Raw genomic sequence first — 16,888 nt, forward strand, 5'->3', positions numbered from 1 at the left:
TTGGTCTCCTACGCTACGGTGTTCGGCAAGAACATCACTAGGGATGGCACGAACATCAACAGCATCAAGACGGACAACATGGCCAGCACCATCCACGACAGCGGACGCAAGGTTTGCACCATACGAATACCACCGATTCGACACGCTGCCAGCAAGTCCACACCCAACGGTGGTGTGTTAGCACCAATCGCCAAGTTAACCACCAACAAAATACCGAAGTGCACAGGATCAATACCAAAGTGGTGAATCGCAGGCATCACAACTGGAGCCACGATAATGATCAGCGCGATCGCTTCCATGAACGTACCCAACACCAGCAATACAGCCATGATCAACAGCAATACGCCGTATTTGCTATCGGTGAAGCTCACCAAGAACTGCGCCAAGCTGTGTGGCAACTGTTCTGCAATCAAGATCCATGCAAACAACGCTGCTGCACCGATAATCAACAGAATAGAGGCACTGATTTCAGCCGTAACTTTCAGGTCGTTCCACAGCTTTTTCAGGGACAGAGAACGGTACCAGAATGCACCAATCAACAATGCATAGACGATTGCGCTAGAAGCCGCTTCGGTCGCCGTAAAGATACCAAAACGAATACCACCAATAATCAGCACAGGCACCATCAGTGCAGGCAGAGCATCAATGAATGACTCACGCAGTTCTTTAGCGTTGAAAGGCTGACCACCGCTCCAACCGTGTTTGCGAGACATCCACACCGCAACGACGATCAAGGACAGGCCCAACAACAGACCAGGAACAATACCGGCCATGAACAGTTTGCCAACGGACGTATCGGTAATCGTGCCGTACACAATCAGCACAATACTTGGTGGGATAATGGTGGAGCTCGCCCCAGCACACCCAACCAACGCAGCACTAAAGCCTCGGTCATAGCCACGCTGCGCCATGGTTGGCAGCATCAAGCTACCAATCGCCACAACGTCAGCCACGCCCGAACCGGACAATGCGCCAAACATCATACAAGCCAGAACCGCTACGATCGCCAGACCACCGGGGACATCACCCACGATAGCGGCACACAAACGCACAATACGTTGTGTCAGACCTGCACTGTTCATCAACTGCGCCGCCAACACAAACAGCGGGATGGCGAGCAACGTAAAACTATCCAAACCGGAAACAAACTGTTGGGCGGCAACCATCGTAGGTGCGGCATCAAACAACAGCAAGTAGGCTACTGAAGCCAGTACCAGGCCGAAGGCCACTGGCACGTCGATTAATAGGGTTACAGCAAAAATACCAAGAAGCGCTAAAGCACCTAACGACATGATCAGCTCTCCTTCGCTTCATCCGAAACCAGCCCGAACAATTGTCCCAGCTGAACGATCACCATGGCAGCACATGCCACGGGTAATGCTAAGTAGACATACCCTGCATCCACGCCAATGGCGGGTAAAGGTTGTCCCATTGTCAATTCACTCAGTTCCCAGCCGGCGTAACCCAATACGGCCAGACCAAAAATCATGGCGACATCCCCAATCTTGCGCACGAAATCTTGCAGTGGGCCATCAGGTAGGATGGTGGACAGCAAACCTGCTGTTAAATGTGAACGACGGTACGTACATGCCACGCCGCCCAAGAAAGCACTCCATACCAAGATGAAGCGAGGCAATTCTTCTGCCCAATGTGGAGTTTGATGCCAGCCGAAACGTAGCACCACCACATAACTGATCAACACCGCCATTAGGGCTGCCCCAAGCGCTGCCAAGTACAGGCAGGCGTGGGACAAACCGGCGATTAGTCGCCGTATAACCATTATTTAGTTCTCCTGACGGTATTTCTGCAAAGTATCCATCAGGTCTTGACCAAATACTTTCTCGTACTCAGCCCACACTGGTTGTACCGCTTCCATGAATGGAGCTGGATCAACCGTATTCACTTTCATACCTTTTTCTTCTAACAGACGAACAAATTCCAATTCGCCTTCTTGAACCATCTCGCGCTGTTTGTCACGCCATGTAGCGGCAGCTTCCAGGATGATTGCTTTGTCTTCGTCAGAGATTTTCTTCCAGATAGGTTTGGAGATAATCAAGCTGGCAGGACCCCATACGTGACCTGTCAACGAAGCGTATTGCTGCACATCAAAGAAAGACGATGTGTAGATGATGGACAGAGGGTTCTCTTGTGCATCAAATACTTTTTGCTGCAATGCAGAGTACAACTCACCGAATGCCAAAGGAGCTGGGTTTGCGCCTAACGCGGTGAAGGTATCCAAACGCATTTTGTCTGGTGTTACACGTGTTTTCAGGCCAACCATGTCAGCAGGAGTATTGATAGGGCCGCGGTTGTTTGTCATGTGACGGAAACCGTTTTCCCACCACGATACGATGACCAGGTTGCGTTTGTCGGCCAGTTCAGCCAACTGCTCACCCAATTCACCGTCGTACGCGTTGTACGCTTGCTGAACGTTAGCCCATGTGTAAGGCAGTTCTACGATACCGAATTTGGCATCAATAGGTTGCAGGGAACCGCTACCGATAATCGCTGCGCCTTGGCTACCAATTTGCAGACCTTCCAGCATGGTTTTTTCATTGCCAAGCTGACCGCTAGGGTAAGTCACGAAATTCACGCGACCATCTGTACGCTCTTTAACTTCTTGAGCGAACCCATCTGCAGCCACGCCCCAACTATGGTTAGGTGCCAACACGTGGCCCAGTTTGATATCCAATGCGTGTGCTGGAGCCATCGCCAACAGCGATGCACCTGTCATGACTAAACCGAATAAGGATTTCTTCAGTCTCATTCCCTTCTCCTAAGAACAGCCTAAATAAGGCGGCTAACCTATACCTTCATTTCCAAAATCGACGCGTAAACGCGCCAAGATGCTAACCAAGTGGTCATGCATCGCAGCTCGAGCTCGCACTTTGTCGCGAGACTTGATGGCATCCAAAATACGGCCATGCTCAAGCTGGGCTTTTTCCCAAACATTGGCATCTACAAAATGTCTTTCCATACGGGAGAACATAGGGCTGTGCAGCGCGAGTTCCCATACATGCGCGATCGTCGCAGCCAAGGCACTGTTACCGCAGGCAGCGGCAATCGCCATGTGAAACGCTCTATCTTCGCGCGCGGGCGTGGAACTACCTTCCATGCTCTCGTATGCGGCTTGGATCGCTTTCAGTTGCTCATCCGTTGCCAAGGCAGCCGCTAACTCTGCACTTTCTGGCTCTAGCAACAAGCGTGTTTCCAACAAACCAAAAGGGCCAAAATCATTGTCCACTTGAGCTGGCTGGCTCACATCGGAGCTGTGGTTCAGGTTACGTTGTTGGTCACTGATCACAAACACACCAGTGCCTACACGTACTGCCACATAACCTTCCAACTCCAACGCAATCAAGGCTTCGCGTATAGACGCGCGACTCACTTGCAATTGCTCTGCCAACTCGCGTTCAGACGGCAGCCTGCTTCCTACAGAGAACTCTCCCTGCTGGATTTTTGAGGCAATTTGATCGGCGATAACCCGATACAAACGCGGCACTGCGACGGCTTCAAAAACGCTCATGATTGTTCCACATTATTTTGGCCTAGTGGTCAGGCCACTAAGCTACCTGATACCACGGCGATTAATCAAGAAAAAAAAATCAAACCTAGGGTTAACCATCATTACCTAATGGCACCTTTCCCCACTCTGAGTCAGAATCATAACGAAAAAAGAGGAATCTCCGCAGATTTGACTGCAATGCGCCCGTGGAGTGCACAAAAAAACCCCACAACAGATGTCGTGGGGCAACCTAACTAACGGACTAAAGGTTGAAGCTGGTCAGGCCAGAGATAAGGTCAGATCAACATACCACCATCAATGGCGTATATGGAACCTGTGGTATAGCGTGCGCCAGTCAAGTACACCACTAGATCGGCAATCTCCTCTGGCGTACCTAAACGCCCCATAGGTTGGCGAGCAATAAAAGCCGTCATGGCAGCATCGTAATCGCCCGTAGCAGTCAAACGCTGGTCTAACGATGGGCTTTGTACCGTACCGGGACAAATAGCATTACAACGTATGCCTTGCGTCACATAATCTGCTGCAATGGACTTGGTTAAACCAATAACGGCTGCTTTAGTAGTTCCATAAGAGCAACGGTTGATCACCCCCTTCAATGAACTCACTACCGATGCCACATTGATAATGCAGCCATCACCGCGCTCTAACATACCGGGCAAGACAGCTTGTACCGTACGCACCATGGATTTCACATTCAAATCAAAAGCCACATCAAAATCGTCTTCCGTGGCCTGCAAGACTGTTCCGTTTTGCACATAACCTGCGCAATTGAACAGTATGTCTACTGCCCCTATGCGTTTGACTACAGCATCAATTTCTTCACGATCACGCACATTCATCCTATAGGTAGTCAAAGACGGCTCTTGCCTAGACAGTTCCTGCAAAGCAGACTCATCTATATCGGTGGCATACACCGTCGCGCCCGCCTTTGCCAACGCCAGCGCCGACGCTTTACCTATGCCATGGGCTGCTGCAGTTATCAGTACTACTTTCCCTTCTAGACTCATTTTTCTCTCCCACAGGTAGCCAATGCTTCATACATTGGCTACCCCGGATAAATTACTGGTTACGAAGGGCCGCCAATGACTCTTGCACACGCTGTACTACGTCTTCTCCAATTTCAGCTTTGTGCTTCTCATACACCACCTGCGATTTTTCTAACATGCGTTTTTGCTCTTCTGGCGTTAATTCATTGACCTGTACGCCTGCATCTTTGATCGTAGCCAAAGATTGTGCTGACAACTCGCGAATTGCCTGACGCTGTACATCACGCCCAACGATGGCACATTCACGCAAAGCAGCTTGTTCCTCTGGGGAGTATTTATCCAAAATGCGCTTAGAGAACAGTACCAAAAAAGGCGTGTAAGCATGGTTAGTTACTGACACGTATTTCTGTACCTCATAAAATTTCGAGGTATCAATAGTCACGAAGGGGTTTTCTTGCCCATCAATAGCACCTGTTTCCAATGCCGAGAAGATTTCCCCAAAGGCCATAGGTGTGGGGTTAGCTCCTAGGTTATTGAAGGTATCCAAGAAAATATTATTCTGCATCACGCGCAGTTTAATGCCGTCGAAATCCTCCCACTTCTCTATAGGACGTTTGGAATTACTGAATTGCCTAAAACCGTTTTCCCAGTACGCCAAGTTCACCAAGCCTTGCTCTGCCAATTTCTCATTAATGAAATCACCAAAAGCACCATCTTGTATCGCATCAGCTTCTTGGTCGTTCGCAAACAAAAATGGCAAGTCAAATACGCCCAATGCTGGCACCAAACCCACCAAAGGTGAGGACGACGTAATCACAGCCTCTTGCGTACCTGAACGCAGCGCTTGGGTAGCCTGGATATCGCCCCCCAACGAACCACTCCAGTATGCTGTTAGCTTCATTTCACCGCCAGACTTCTCTTGCAAGCAGGCATTAAATGCTTCTACGCCATTGCCAACAGGGTGTTCTGCATTCAATCCGTTAGAAATACGAATATTGCGTTTTTTGAAGTCAGCCTGCGCGGGCAACGCCACACTCATGCTGATGAGTGCAATCATGCTGCTTAGTACTATTTTTCTCATGTCATTGTCTCCTTGGTTCAGAATTTGCCTGTCTTCTAGGACACGCTTCAATACAGCCATTTCATGGGTACAGTAATGATTTCAGGTATGGCTACGAACAGCATTAACAACAGGAAATAGCCCAACAGGAATGGCCCCACACCCACAATGACCTTCCCTAATGGCACTTTGGCTACGCCACTAACCACGTTCAGCACTACGCCTACAGGCGGCGTCAGCAAACTAATGCAGGTATTCATCACAAACATCACCCCGAAGTACACCGGATCAATGCCTGCCATCTTCACGATAGGCAATAACACAGGGGTCAGAATCAATAGCGTTGGGGTCAGATCCAATGCGGTACCAATCACAAAGATCAGCAGCATCATGATCAACATCAGCAGCTTGGGGTGCTCAATAAAGGGTTCTAGGAAACCACCCAGCTCAGCTGGAATATCCGCTGCCGTAATCAACCATGCAGACACCAAAGCCGCTGCCACCAAGAACATCACTACAGCAGTGGTTTTGGCCGAGCGCAGTAGTACGGTGTAGAGATCACGTAGTCGCAGCTCTTTGTAAACAAAAGTCCCTACTAACCAGGCATACACCGCAGCAATCACTGCAGCTTCAGTAGGGGTCACCATGCCCATGCGAATACCGCCCAGCACAATGACAGGCATCCCTAACGCCCATGAGGCACGCGCGGTGGCTTGCAAGCGCTCTTTACCCGAACGTTTTGGTAGCGTGGTGCTGGCACTATTGCGCCCTACCACCATCCAAATCACCACTAAGGTCAGCGCCATCAACAAGCCCGGCACAATACCTGCCATAAACAAGCGCGAAATCGATACGTTGGCAGCCACACCAAAAATAATGAATGCCATAGAGGGTGGAATAACTGGCGCAATAACACCGCCAGCCGCAATCACCCCTGCTGACCTAGGTACGTTATAGCCAGCCTCTCGCATCATGGGCACCAAAATCGCGGCTAACGCGGCAGAGTCCGCTACAGCCGAGCCCGACAAGCTGGCCATAATAACGGCCGCGACAATCGCCACCAAGCCCAAACCACCCTTGATATGCCCTACACACGCCAATGCAAAATCAATAATGCGTCGTGACAAACCACCCGAATTCATCAGCTCGCCCGCTAACAGGAAAAAGGGGATGGCAAGCAAGGTGAAAGTGTCTGCGCCAGAGATCATGTTTTGCGCCACAATTTGGGCATTAAACATATCCAGTTGCAGCATAAGCATGAGTGAACAGAAGATCAGTGCGAAAGCAACAGGCACGCCTATGGCCATGGCTCCTAATAATGAAGCCACAAAAATCAGTAATGTCATGGTGAGGTTACTCCGCGCTAGCCCCGTGGCCGCCTGCAAAGCGGTCTAGTTCTGCTTCGCTGACCTTACCTGTCAGCACCATCCAAAGTCTGTAGGCAGCTATCACAAATACGCCTACCCCAGTGAACATTCCTATGCCATATACCCATGCTAATGAAAGGCCCGTAACCGGGGCATACATGGTGGCATTCACCTCTAATTGTTCCCACGTACCCGCAGCAAAAATATAGGCGCACGCCATAATGATGAAGTTGGTGACGGCCATGCAGAGCAACTGACCACGACGAGGTAGTCGAGAGGTAAGTGTTTCAATGCCCATATGACTGTGCTCCTTAAAGGTCAGCACAGCCCCTGTAAAGGTGAGCCATACAAAGAAAAAACGGGACAGTTCTTCTGAGATCATCCATCCGGTATTAAACGCGTAGCGCAGCACTACGTTGCCAAATACCATGACCACCATGCCTGCAAGAAGAATGGTCAGCACTAGGCCAAGAAAACGGTAAAACCAATCTATTATCCACTGCATGTACCTTGACTCCTTTATATGTATTTCGGTGCATCTGCAGCTTCTCCCTACCGTCTTGGCATGAAGAAAACCTACAGCTCGCCACGCGGCTTATAGAGTGCCGCTTTGTCTTCTGCCTGCAATTTGACACGCTGTGCACCACCCAGAATATGGGCCTCCATGGCTTTACGTGCTCCCTCCACATCCCGTTTAGCAATGGCGTCGCGCACAGCAACGTGTTCATCAATAGTGATTTTGACTATCTCGTCTCGCTCATAATACGTACGAGACGTATTCATGGCTTGATGCATTTTTTCACTGATAAAACCTATAAACAGCGGGAAGTACTCATTACCTGTCGCGCTAGCTACTTCGTGGTGAAAATCCAAGTCGGCCACTACGCCATCATCACTCCATTTATCAGCATGAATCATGCGGTTTAGCGCATCATCAATTCGCACCATTTCTTCCTCGGTATGGTGCTGTGCTGCTAAACCTGCCGCTTCCACCTCCAATACGCTACGCAGTTGAAATAAGCTACGGAAGGATTCAGGATCATTCAGCGACAAATCATCTAAGCGCAGAAACTGCCTACGCTCTGGCTCGGTAATAAATGCACCGACTCCACGTCGTGTTTCAACCAGTCCCTCATGACGTAGCTGAGCAATGGCTTCACGCACTACAGTACGACTCACACCAAAACTTTCTGACAACTCACTTTCCGTGGGTAGCCTGTCCCCTGCCTTCAACAGTCCCTGTGCCACTTTTTCGTAGATCTGGCGGGCAATCATCGCTGGCAAACCTTCCACGCGCTGGATCTGATCAAAAATAGTCATGACTGACATTTCTCCTTGGGCTGACACTTGCTGAAAATAGCGAGTGTGCCTTGTAAGCGCACATAGCGTCCAGTCAGGACAACAAACAACCTGGGTTCATGATGTTTTTTGGATCTACACACTGCTTTAATTTGTGCATCAACGCTTTCTGGGACACATCGGCATATTGTTCAAACGTACCTTTCTTTAATCGCCCTACACCGTGCTCGGCGCTAAAGCTACCGTTAAACGTCATGACACACTCTGTAATGATGCTTCCCCCCTCGTCTATCAATGCCAACCGTTGTTCTGTGGTGAAATCGGCAGGTGGCAATACATTCACGTGTACATTGCCATCACCTATATGGCCGTAACCCACTACCAATGCGCTAGGGAAAGCCTGCTGTAGCCGTTGCTGTACCTGCTCCACAAACTCAGCCATACGAGAAATAGAGACCGATACATCCGAACGCAAATGCAGACCGCGTAAGGCTTGCGCTTCGTTTACAGCTTCGCGATAACGCCATAAGGTGGCCGCCTGCGTGTGCGAGTGGGCAATCACGGCATCATGCAATACACCGTCTTCCATCACGCCCTCTAAAAAGCCTTCCAAAATACCGGCCACATCCACCAACTCAGCGCCTGAAAATTCCACCAATACATAAGTAGAATGCGAAAACGACATGGGTGGTGTGGTATCAGGCAAGGCTTCTTGTGCCAATAACAGTACGTTTTGTGGCATAAGCTCGAACGCCGTCATTAGGTCGCCGCAGCGTTTTCTAGCCTGCAAATACAGTTGCACCGCATCGTGCACTGAACCCAAAGCCAATAAGGCCGTCACCACATTGTGCGGTAAGGGCGACAACCGCAACGAAGCAGCGGTCACAATACCTAAGGCGCCTTCTGCCCCAATGAAAAACTGGTTCACATCGACGCCACGATTATCTTTACGCAAACCTTTTAGGTTATGCAGCACACTACCATCTGGCAGTACCACTTCTAAGCCCAACACTTGCTCACGCATCATGCCGTAACGTAGTACGTTCACGCCGCCTGCATTCGTGCTGATATTGCCGCCTATTTGGCAACTGCCCTCAGCACCCAACGAGACCGGAAATAAAAAACCTTGGGCAGCAGCGGTCTCTTGTATTGTTTGCAAGACACAACCCGCCTCTACTGTCATCGCATAATTGTCGTGATCCATGTCCCGGATGGCATTCATACGCCCCAAGCCCAGCACAATGACACGAGCATCCGTACCTAGTGGTAGCGCCCCTAACACCAACCCTGTGTTTCCCCCTTGTGGCACAACGGCAATCGCTTGTTCTGCACAGTAGCGCACCACCTTTTGTACTTGTTCAGTGCAGGCTGGCATCACCACGGCCAATGCGGTTGCCACATGGTCTCCATGCCAGTCGCGCAAACACGGCTCAGCTCGGACATCATCTCCCAACCACACATGCTCCCCCCCCACCAATTGCCGCAACTGCGCACATACTGTGGCAGCATCGTGACGAGCTACGGGGGCTTCAGCTACTGCTGGCGAGGAGGAGTGTGCGTTCAATTTGTTTCTTTCCTGTAGGAATTAAATGTGGCCATTTTGTGATTGACCTGCACTTTTAAACCAGACATCATATTGTCAGACAACTCAACTATAGAAAAAAAATCCTGATGACTCTAATCAGGTTTTACCCTAAGAGGAGACAGACAACATGCGTATTGCCATCATTGGTGCCGCTGGCATGATAGGTTTTAAGCTGGCTAACCACTTGCTACAACACGGTTTATCAGCCAGCTCGCCTATACAGTCTATGCAACTGTATGACGTCAGCCCTGCTCTACCCATGCCGCTGGCGTCAAACAACTACCAGTATCACTGCATTGATTTTTCTAGCCCCCATGCGGCAGAACTGATTGTGCGTGACAGACCCGACCTTATCATTCATCTAGCTGCCATTGTGTCTGGCGAAGCTGAGAAAGATTTTGACAAAGGCTATGCCATTAATCTGGCCGGTAGCCAGCTGTTATTTGATGCCATACGTCATGCCCATGAGCAAAATGGCTATTACCCTCGCATGGTGTTTGCGTCTTCTATAGCGGTAGTGGGCGCGCCCTTGCCTTTCCCTATTCCTGATGAGTTTCACCTCACTCCGCTTACCAGCTATGGCACGCAAAAAGCCATTACTGAGCTGCTGCTAGCCGATTACTCACGCCGCGGCTTTATGGATGGTATAGGTATTCGCCTACCTACCATTTGCGTACGCCCTGGCAAACCGAATGCCGCAGCATCCGGCTTTTTCTCGTCCATTATCCGTGAGCCTTTACATGGCCAAACTGCCATCTTGCCTGTTGATCCTAGCGTAAGGCACTGGCATGCTTCACCACGTTCTGCCGTAAATTTCTTCCTACATGCTGCCACCATGGACACTGCCCCCTTGGGGGCCAGACGCTCACTCTTTATGCCTGGCGTAAGCGTCACTGTAGACGAACAAATTCAAGCGCTGCGACGTATTGCAGGTGACGACGCTACTCGTCTTATTCATTACCAACCCAATCCCGACATACAAAAAATGGTTACTGGCTGGGCTCCTGGCTTCGAAGCCAAACGGGCACTTGCCTTAGGCTTTAGCGCCGAGCAAAATTTCGATGAGATCATTCAACAATACATTGACGACGAAATGAGGGCTGGAGCATGACAACAACACCACCACGCATCGCTTTTTTGGGCACAGGTTTAATGGGGGCTCCCATGTGCGCCAATTTACGTAAAAAGGGCTTTGAACTATGGGTATGGAATCGTAGCCCTGAAAAAGCAGAAGCCCTGGTACCACTAGGAGCCACGCTAGCACACAGCGCTGCCGAAGCCGTAAGCCACGCCGATGTCGTATTTACCATGCTCAGCAATGACGAGGCCGTAGAAGCGCTTTTACTGGACCCTGCGGTGATTGCAGCAGCTAGACCCGGTACAACTTTTATAGATAGCAGCTCTACTCGCCCCGCTACTGCTAAAAAACTGGCGGCAGCCTTAGCACAGCATCAATTGCAATTTATTGATTGCCCCGTATCCGGTGGCGTGAAAGGAGCACAAGAAGGCACGCTAGCCTTAATGGCGGGTGGCCCTGCAGCGCTAATTGAATCATTAGCCTCTGTTTTTGCGGCGTTAGGGCGCTTAACCCGCGTCGGTGATCACGGTGCAGGCCAAGTCGCCAAACTGGCTAACCAACAAATTGTGGCCATCACCATCGGAGCCATTGCCGAAGCAATGACGCTGGTATCACGGTCAGGAGGTTCTGCCGCCGCATTCAGAGACGCCATACGCGGTGGTTTCGCCGAAAGCACCATTTTGGCTCTACATGGCGAGCGCATGATCAACCGCAACTTCGAGCCCGGTGGCCCTTGCAAGCACCAATATAAAGACCTGCGCAATATACAGTCGCAAATGGCCTTGCATCAGTTGGAACTACCCCTTACCTCTGGCGTGACCGAACTGTTCGGCACCTTATGCGAAAACGGTGGCGCTGATTTAGACCACAGCGCTTTGCTGCTACAGATTGAATCCCTTAACCCTAAGGAGGGTTAGCGCATGACTAGCCCACACAACCCTAAGCGCCTGCGCTCGCAAGACTGGTTCGATAACCACGAACACATAGATTTAGCCGCTCTGTATATGGAGCGGTTTATGAACTACGGCATCACCCCCGAAGAGCTGCGCTCTGGTAAACCTATTATTGGCATTGCCCAAAGTGGCAGCGATCTTACCCCCTGTAACCGTGTGCATATAGAACTGGTAAAACGGGTACGCGATGGCATACGAGATGCAGGTGGAATTCCTATGGAATTCCCCACCCACCCTATTTTCGAGAACTGCAAACGCCCCACAGCCGCACTAGACCGTAATTTAGCGTATCTAGGTTTGGTGGAAATTCTGTATGGATACCCTATAGATGGTGTGGTGTTAACCACCGGCTGCGATAAAACCACTCCCTCTGCCTTGATGGCTGCGGCCACGGTTAACATTCCCGCAATTGTGCTGTCTGGTGGCCCCATGTTGGACGGCTGGCACGAAGGTAAACGCGTAGGATCTGGCACCGTAATCTGGCAATCACGACGCGCCTATGCAGCAGGAGACATAGACAAAGAAGAGTTTTTCCAACGTGCTTTAGATTCTGCACCCTCGGTAGGCCATTGCAATACCATGGGCACGGCCTCTACCATGAATGCAATGGCTGAAGCCTTAGGTATGTCGCTAACCAGTTGTGCCGCCATACCCGCCGCCTACCGTGAGCGCTCTCAAATGGCATACCGTACCGGTAAACGTGCCGTAGAACTGGTACACGAAGACATACGCCCTCTGGATGTCATGACTCGTACGGCGTTCTTAAATGCGATTAGGGTGAACACAGCTATTGGTGGCTCTACCAATGCGCAACCTCACTTAGTCGCCATGGCACGTCATGCAGGGGTAGAGCTCGCTGATACCGACTGGCAAACCTACGGCTACGACATTCCTTTGCTCGCTAACGTGCAACCTGCTGGCGAATACCTCAGCGAAAACTTCCACCGAGCAGGGGGGGTACCCGCCATCATGTGGGAGCTATGGCAAAACGGTAAGCTAGATGAACAACCCGTCAACGTGAACGGTAAACCCCTAAGCGAATCCCTACGAGATCGAGAGAGCACCGATCGCAATGTCATTCTTCCCTACACAGCACCGTTAAAACACCAAGCTGGTTTTAGAGTGTTATCTGGCAATTTATTTGATTTTGCCATTATGAAAACCAGTGTAATTTCTGAAGAGTTTGCACAACAGTATTTGCGTAAACCGGGCCATGAAGGAGTATTTGAAGCACGTGCTATTGTGTTTGAAGGCTCGGAAGACTATCACCAACGCATAGACGACCCCTCACTTAATATCGATGAGAACTGCATTCTAGTGATTCGCGGCACTGGCCCCTTGGGCTGGCCCGGCGCCGCCGAAGTGGTCAACATGCAACCACCTAAAGCTTTGCTACAAAAAGGTATTACTAGCTTACCCACCTTGGGTGATGGCAGGCAGTCTGGCACCTCGGACAGCCCCTCTATTTTGCATGCCTCGCCTGAAAGCGCTGCTGGTGGTGGCTTATCGTGGTTGCAAACAGGTGATCTGATACGCGTAGATTTAAACAATGGTCGCTGCGATGCATTGGTAGATGCAGAAGAAATTGCAAGGCGCAAAGCCCTCTTTAAGCCACCAGTTGTTGCCACCGCCACACCATGGCAAAAAATCTACCGTGACGACGTGGGTCAATTAAACACAGGAGCGGTACTGGAAAGTGCAGTGCAATTTAGTAATGTCAGCCAGACCTTGCCTAGACACAATCATTAGATACGACCTAACAACCACAAATTTCCGTAACACCCTCTTCCTCGCCCCCATACAGTTTCTGCTGTTTGAGGGCGTTTTTTATGTCGCACACAAGTGGTACGGTAATGGTTCTCTATAATCCATCACAAGTGGCTCTTTTGAAAGCACCAGCTAAGACTTAAGCTATACCCTATTCACGATGACATCGCTTTTTCTTCGGTTACCTGTCAGCAACCAGATAGCCCTGTCTCGCGAAAAACAGAATACTTGAATACACGAATTGACCCGGAGTCGCCTCATGAGCAACGCAGATCTGAAAAAACGTAAAGATGCCGCCACCCCACGTGGTGTTGGTGTAATGTGTGATTTCTACGCAGAACGCGCCGAAAACGCTGAACTGTGGGATATCGAAGGCAATCGCTACATTGACTTTGCTAGCGGTATTGCGGTGCTGAACACCGGTCACCGTCACCCACGCCTGATGAAAGCCATTGCTGAGCAAATGGACCGTTTCACACACACTTGCTACCAAGTGGTTCCTTACGAAAGCTACGTAGAACTGGCTGAGAAAGTAAACGAACTGTCCCCAGGCACAGGCCCTAAGAAAACTGCATTCTTCACCACTGGTGCTGAAGCTGTTGAAAACGCCATCAAAGTAGCACGTGCTTTCACAGGCCGTCCTTCCGTGATCGCTTTCAACTCCGCTTTCCACGGTCGCACTCTGCTGGGTATGGCTCTGACAGGTAAAGTAAACCCATACAAACTGGGTTTTGGTCCTTTCCCAGGCGACATCTACCACGCTCTGTACCCTAACGCACAAGCTGGTGTGACCATCGAAGACGCTAAAGAAGCGCTGAAACACCTGTTCTTGGCTGATGTAGACCCTAAACGTGTGGCTGCAATCATCCTAGAACCTGTACAAGGCGAAGGCGGTTTCAACGTATGTCCTCCAGAATTCATGCGCTTCTTGCGTGAAACATGTGACGAACACGGCATCTTGCTGGTGGCTGACGAAGTACAAACTGGTTTCGGTCGTACAGGCAAACTGTTCGCCATGGAACACTACGATGTACAACCTGACCTGACCACAATGGCTAAAAGCTTGGCCGGTGGTATGCCTCTGTCCGGCCTGAGCGGTCGTGCAGACGTTATGGACGCTGCTGCTCCTGGCGGTCTGGGTGGTACATACGCTGGTAACCCATTGGCTGTTGCTTCCGCATTGGCCGTGATCGACACCATCAAAGAAGAGAACCTGCTGGCACGTGGTGCTGAGTTGGGTGATCTGTTGCAAGCACGCCTGAACGACATCGCTAAAGACGTTAAAACCATTTGTGAAGTACGTGGTTTGGGCGCAATGGTTGCTGTTGAGTTCCGCGATCCAGAAACTGGCAAAGCTGCAGCACAACTAGTTAAAGACATTCAAAACCGTGCATTGGCCAACAAACTGATTCTGTTGACATGCGGTATTGAAGGTAACGTTATTCGCTTCCTGTTCCCATTGACCATCACCGATGCAGTAATGGCTGAGGCTCTGGATATTCTGGAAGCGGCTATCCGCGGTTAATACAACCGCACGACGCAGTTGCGCCTGCGTCAAACCATGACAACATGGTGCTCTTCATCCCCAGTAACGTTTACCGTTACTGGGGCTTTTTTTATCCCAATGATGCTGCCCCGCCTAGCAAACGCGTTTGTTACACTACGCTTTTCGCTGCACCATCGCCGCGTGATCCTCACACCATCCATCAAGGAGTTTGCATGAACTACGTACAGATACCTACAGGACAGGGCAAAACCATGAAAGCCCTTTATGTCGCTGCCGCTGATAAAAATGCTCCAGGACTGGTGCTGATTCAAGAGATTTTTGGCATTAACCACGCCATGCAGAAACTGGCGCAATACTGGGCGGCTCAAGGCTTCAACGTGATTTGTCCCGATTTGTTTTGGCGTCAAGAGCCCGGCCTAGAGCTCAACCCCACCAACCAAACACAGTTTGCATTGGGCGTAGAGCTGATGCAAAACATGCAAGACGACGAGACACTGGCAGACTTAGAGGCCACTCGCAGCTTCTTAGCCAAACAACTAGGACACCAAAACATTGCAGCCCAAGGCTACTGCATGGGCGGTAGATTAGTAGTATTGATGGCGGCTCATAGCCCTATTCGCTGCGCTGTCAGTTACTACGGCGTAGGCCTGCAAGACCTGCTACCGGCTCTACCCGCCAAAGCGGCCCCTGCTTTGCTACACATTGCTGAACTAGACCACTATGTACCTAGCGATGTGCGCAAAGTCATTGAAGACAATGTAGCTCAGCGATCTGAGTGGGAAGTAGTACTGCATGAAGGTTGTGATCATGCTTTTGCTCGTCCCGGTGGCGTGCACTTTGTAGACAGTGCTGCACAACAAGCCAATGCACAATCACTGGCTTTTCTACAGCGTTTTACAGCATAACGTAGCAGTACATACGCCGCCCTTATTCGGCGGCGATCAACACATCGAAGGCTTGGGCAGAGGCGGTTCCGTGGTCTGCCCCTTCAATCACTGAAAAGACCACGTCAAAACACCCCGTTGCATCCAGCGTCTCAAACAACTGGCGTGCGCCATCCACCATGCGTCGACGCTCACGACGCTGCTGGTTTTCTTGTTGTTTCTCTATGGGTTGCAACAAATCAGCCGGCGTTAGCCCTTGTTCTAAACTGCCTACACTCACATACACAGCAGGCCTATGCGTCCCCAGACTACGGCAACGCCACTCCACAGCCTGACGTAATAGATAAAAATCGCCCCACCATACAGAAGGGCTGGAAATCACGTAGCGTTTAAAGCGAGTGGGCTCTTGCAGCAACAACTGCGACACAAATAACGCCCCCAACGAATGACCTGCCAACGTCGCTGACGATAAGGGTTTGACTGCTAACCAACGCTCTACCTCAGGCACCACCACATTAAGTAAGGTTTGCAACAACACACCGCTGCCACCAGTACCAGCCGGTTGCTCGGTCACTCGTCCCAGCCTAGGGGTGTAAAAATAATGTCGGCGCTCAGCATCTGGTATGCCTATGCCCACCAGCACCGCTTCCTGACTTTGTCCGCCCGCTTCGCGCCGCATTTGCAACAGCAGCCTAAATTCTTTTTCATCCAGCACGTAGATCACTGGCCACCCGCCCACAGGGGGAATCGCCTCTGGCCACGCTAGCCAAACAGGTAACTCATCGCCTTCAGCGGTTTGCACCGTCAATTTTGCATGATTCATAAACGCCTATTATCACGATTCAGTCCAGCAACTCGCGGCTCAATCCACTATAC

At 50.6% G+C, this 16,888-nt stretch carries 16 protein-coding genes; 5 read left to right on the plus strand and 11 right to left on the minus strand.

The genetic code is table 11. The annotated features are described in order from the left end of the window. Positions 1 to 8: 8 nt before the first annotated feature. The 10 genes from ACLPHM_RS09240 to ACLPHM_RS09285 all read right to left on the minus strand — a co-directional run bounded on the left by ACLPHM_RS09240 (position 9) and on the right by ACLPHM_RS09285 (position 9,802). Positions 9 to 1,292 carry a TRAP transporter large permease gene (locus tag ACLPHM_RS09240; RefSeq protein ID WP_430220947.1) on the minus strand — a complete coding sequence of 428 codons (1,284 nt, stop codon included), beginning with the start codon at positions 1,290 to 1,292 and terminating at the stop codon, positions 9 to 11. A gap of 2 nt (positions 1,293 to 1,294) precedes the next feature. Beyond that, positions 1,295 to 1,780, minus strand: coding sequence for a TRAP transporter small permease (locus tag ACLPHM_RS09245; protein ID WP_430220948.1), 486 nt, complete (start codon positions 1,778 to 1,780; stop codon positions 1,295 to 1,297). 3 nt (positions 1,781 to 1,783) lie between these two features. Beyond that, the gene (locus ACLPHM_RS09250) at positions 1,784 to 2,767 is read right to left on the minus strand and encodes a TRAP transporter substrate-binding protein (protein ID WP_430220949.1); all 984 of its coding nucleotides are present in this window, start codon (positions 2,765 to 2,767) and stop codon (positions 1,784 to 1,786) included. A gap of 33 nt (positions 2,768 to 2,800) precedes the next feature. Beyond that, positions 2,801 to 3,526 (minus strand): FadR/GntR family transcriptional regulator, encoded by a 726-nt coding sequence (locus ACLPHM_RS09255; protein ID WP_430220950.1) that lies wholly within the window; start codon positions 3,524 to 3,526, stop codon positions 2,801 to 2,803. Between the two features lie 275 nt (positions 3,527 to 3,801). Further along, positions 3,802 to 4,533, minus strand: a complete 732-nt coding sequence (locus tag ACLPHM_RS09260) for an SDR family oxidoreductase (RefSeq protein ID WP_430220952.1) — start codon at positions 4,531 to 4,533, stop codon at positions 3,802 to 3,804. A 52-nt stretch (positions 4,534 to 4,585) separates the two neighbouring features. Beyond that, positions 4,586 to 5,593, minus strand: coding sequence for a TRAP transporter substrate-binding protein (locus ACLPHM_RS09265; protein ID WP_430220953.1), 1,008 nt, complete (start codon positions 5,591 to 5,593; stop codon positions 4,586 to 4,588). 47 nt (positions 5,594 to 5,640) lie between these two features. After that, positions 5,641 to 6,918 (minus strand): TRAP transporter large permease, encoded by a 1,278-nt coding sequence (locus ACLPHM_RS09270; RefSeq protein WP_430220954.1) that lies wholly within the window; start codon positions 6,916 to 6,918, stop codon positions 5,641 to 5,643. A 7-nt stretch (positions 6,919 to 6,925) separates the two neighbouring features. Then, positions 6,926 to 7,444 carry a TRAP transporter small permease gene (locus ACLPHM_RS09275; RefSeq protein ID WP_430220955.1) on the minus strand — a complete coding sequence of 173 codons (519 nt, stop codon included), beginning with the start codon at positions 7,442 to 7,444 and terminating at the stop codon, positions 6,926 to 6,928. Between the two features lie 71 nt (positions 7,445 to 7,515). Beyond that, positions 7,516 to 8,259 carry a FadR/GntR family transcriptional regulator gene (locus ACLPHM_RS09280; RefSeq protein ID WP_430220956.1) on the minus strand — a complete coding sequence of 248 codons (744 nt, stop codon included), beginning with the start codon at positions 8,257 to 8,259 and terminating at the stop codon, positions 7,516 to 7,518. Positions 8,260 to 8,332: 73 nt separating this feature from the next. Beyond that, positions 8,333 to 9,802, minus strand: a complete 1,470-nt coding sequence (locus tag ACLPHM_RS09285; protein WP_430220957.1) for an FAD-binding oxidoreductase — start codon at positions 9,800 to 9,802, stop codon at positions 8,333 to 8,335. 148 nt (positions 9,803 to 9,950) lie between these two features. Between ACLPHM_RS09285 and denD the strand changes: the two genes are divergently transcribed. The 5 genes from denD to ACLPHM_RS09310 all read left to right on the plus strand — a co-directional run bounded on the left by denD (position 9,951) and on the right by ACLPHM_RS09310 (position 16,033). Further along, entirely contained in the window at positions 9,951 to 10,934 is a 984-nt protein-coding gene (denD, locus tag ACLPHM_RS09290; protein ID WP_430220958.1) for a D-erythronate dehydrogenase, read from the plus strand. After that, entirely contained in the window at positions 10,931 to 11,818 is an 888-nt protein-coding gene (locus ACLPHM_RS09295) for an NAD(P)-dependent oxidoreductase (protein WP_430220959.1), read from the plus strand. Before denD ends, ACLPHM_RS09295 begins: the two co-directional genes overlap by 4 nt. Positions 11,819 to 11,821: 3 nt before the next feature. After that, a complete protein-coding gene (locus ACLPHM_RS09300; RefSeq protein ID WP_430220960.1) occupies positions 11,822 to 13,603 on the plus strand; it encodes an IlvD/Edd family dehydratase in 1,782 nt (593 codons plus the stop codon). 277 nt (positions 13,604 to 13,880) lie between these two features. Next, positions 13,881 to 15,146: a 4-aminobutyrate--2-oxoglutarate transaminase gene (gene gabT / locus ACLPHM_RS09305; protein WP_135865991.1), complete on the plus strand. Its 1,266-nt coding sequence runs from the start codon at positions 13,881 to 13,883 to the stop codon at positions 15,144 to 15,146. A gap of 194 nt (positions 15,147 to 15,340) precedes the next feature. Continuing rightward, positions 15,341 to 16,033 (plus strand): dienelactone hydrolase family protein, encoded by a 693-nt coding sequence (locus ACLPHM_RS09310; RefSeq protein WP_430220961.1) that lies wholly within the window; start codon positions 15,341 to 15,343, stop codon positions 16,031 to 16,033. A gap of 22 nt (positions 16,034 to 16,055) precedes the next feature. Here the strand turns inward: ACLPHM_RS09310 and ACLPHM_RS09315 are convergent, their stop codons facing one another. After that, entirely contained in the window at positions 16,056 to 16,835 is a 780-nt protein-coding gene (locus ACLPHM_RS09315) for an alpha/beta hydrolase (protein WP_430220962.1), read from the minus strand. Positions 16,836 to 16,888 lie beyond the last annotated feature (53 nt).

The organism is Paenalcaligenes sp. Me131 (genome assembly GCF_050487225.1).
GTDB lineage: Bacteria > Pseudomonadota > Gammaproteobacteria > Burkholderiales > Burkholderiaceae_B > Paenalcaligenes.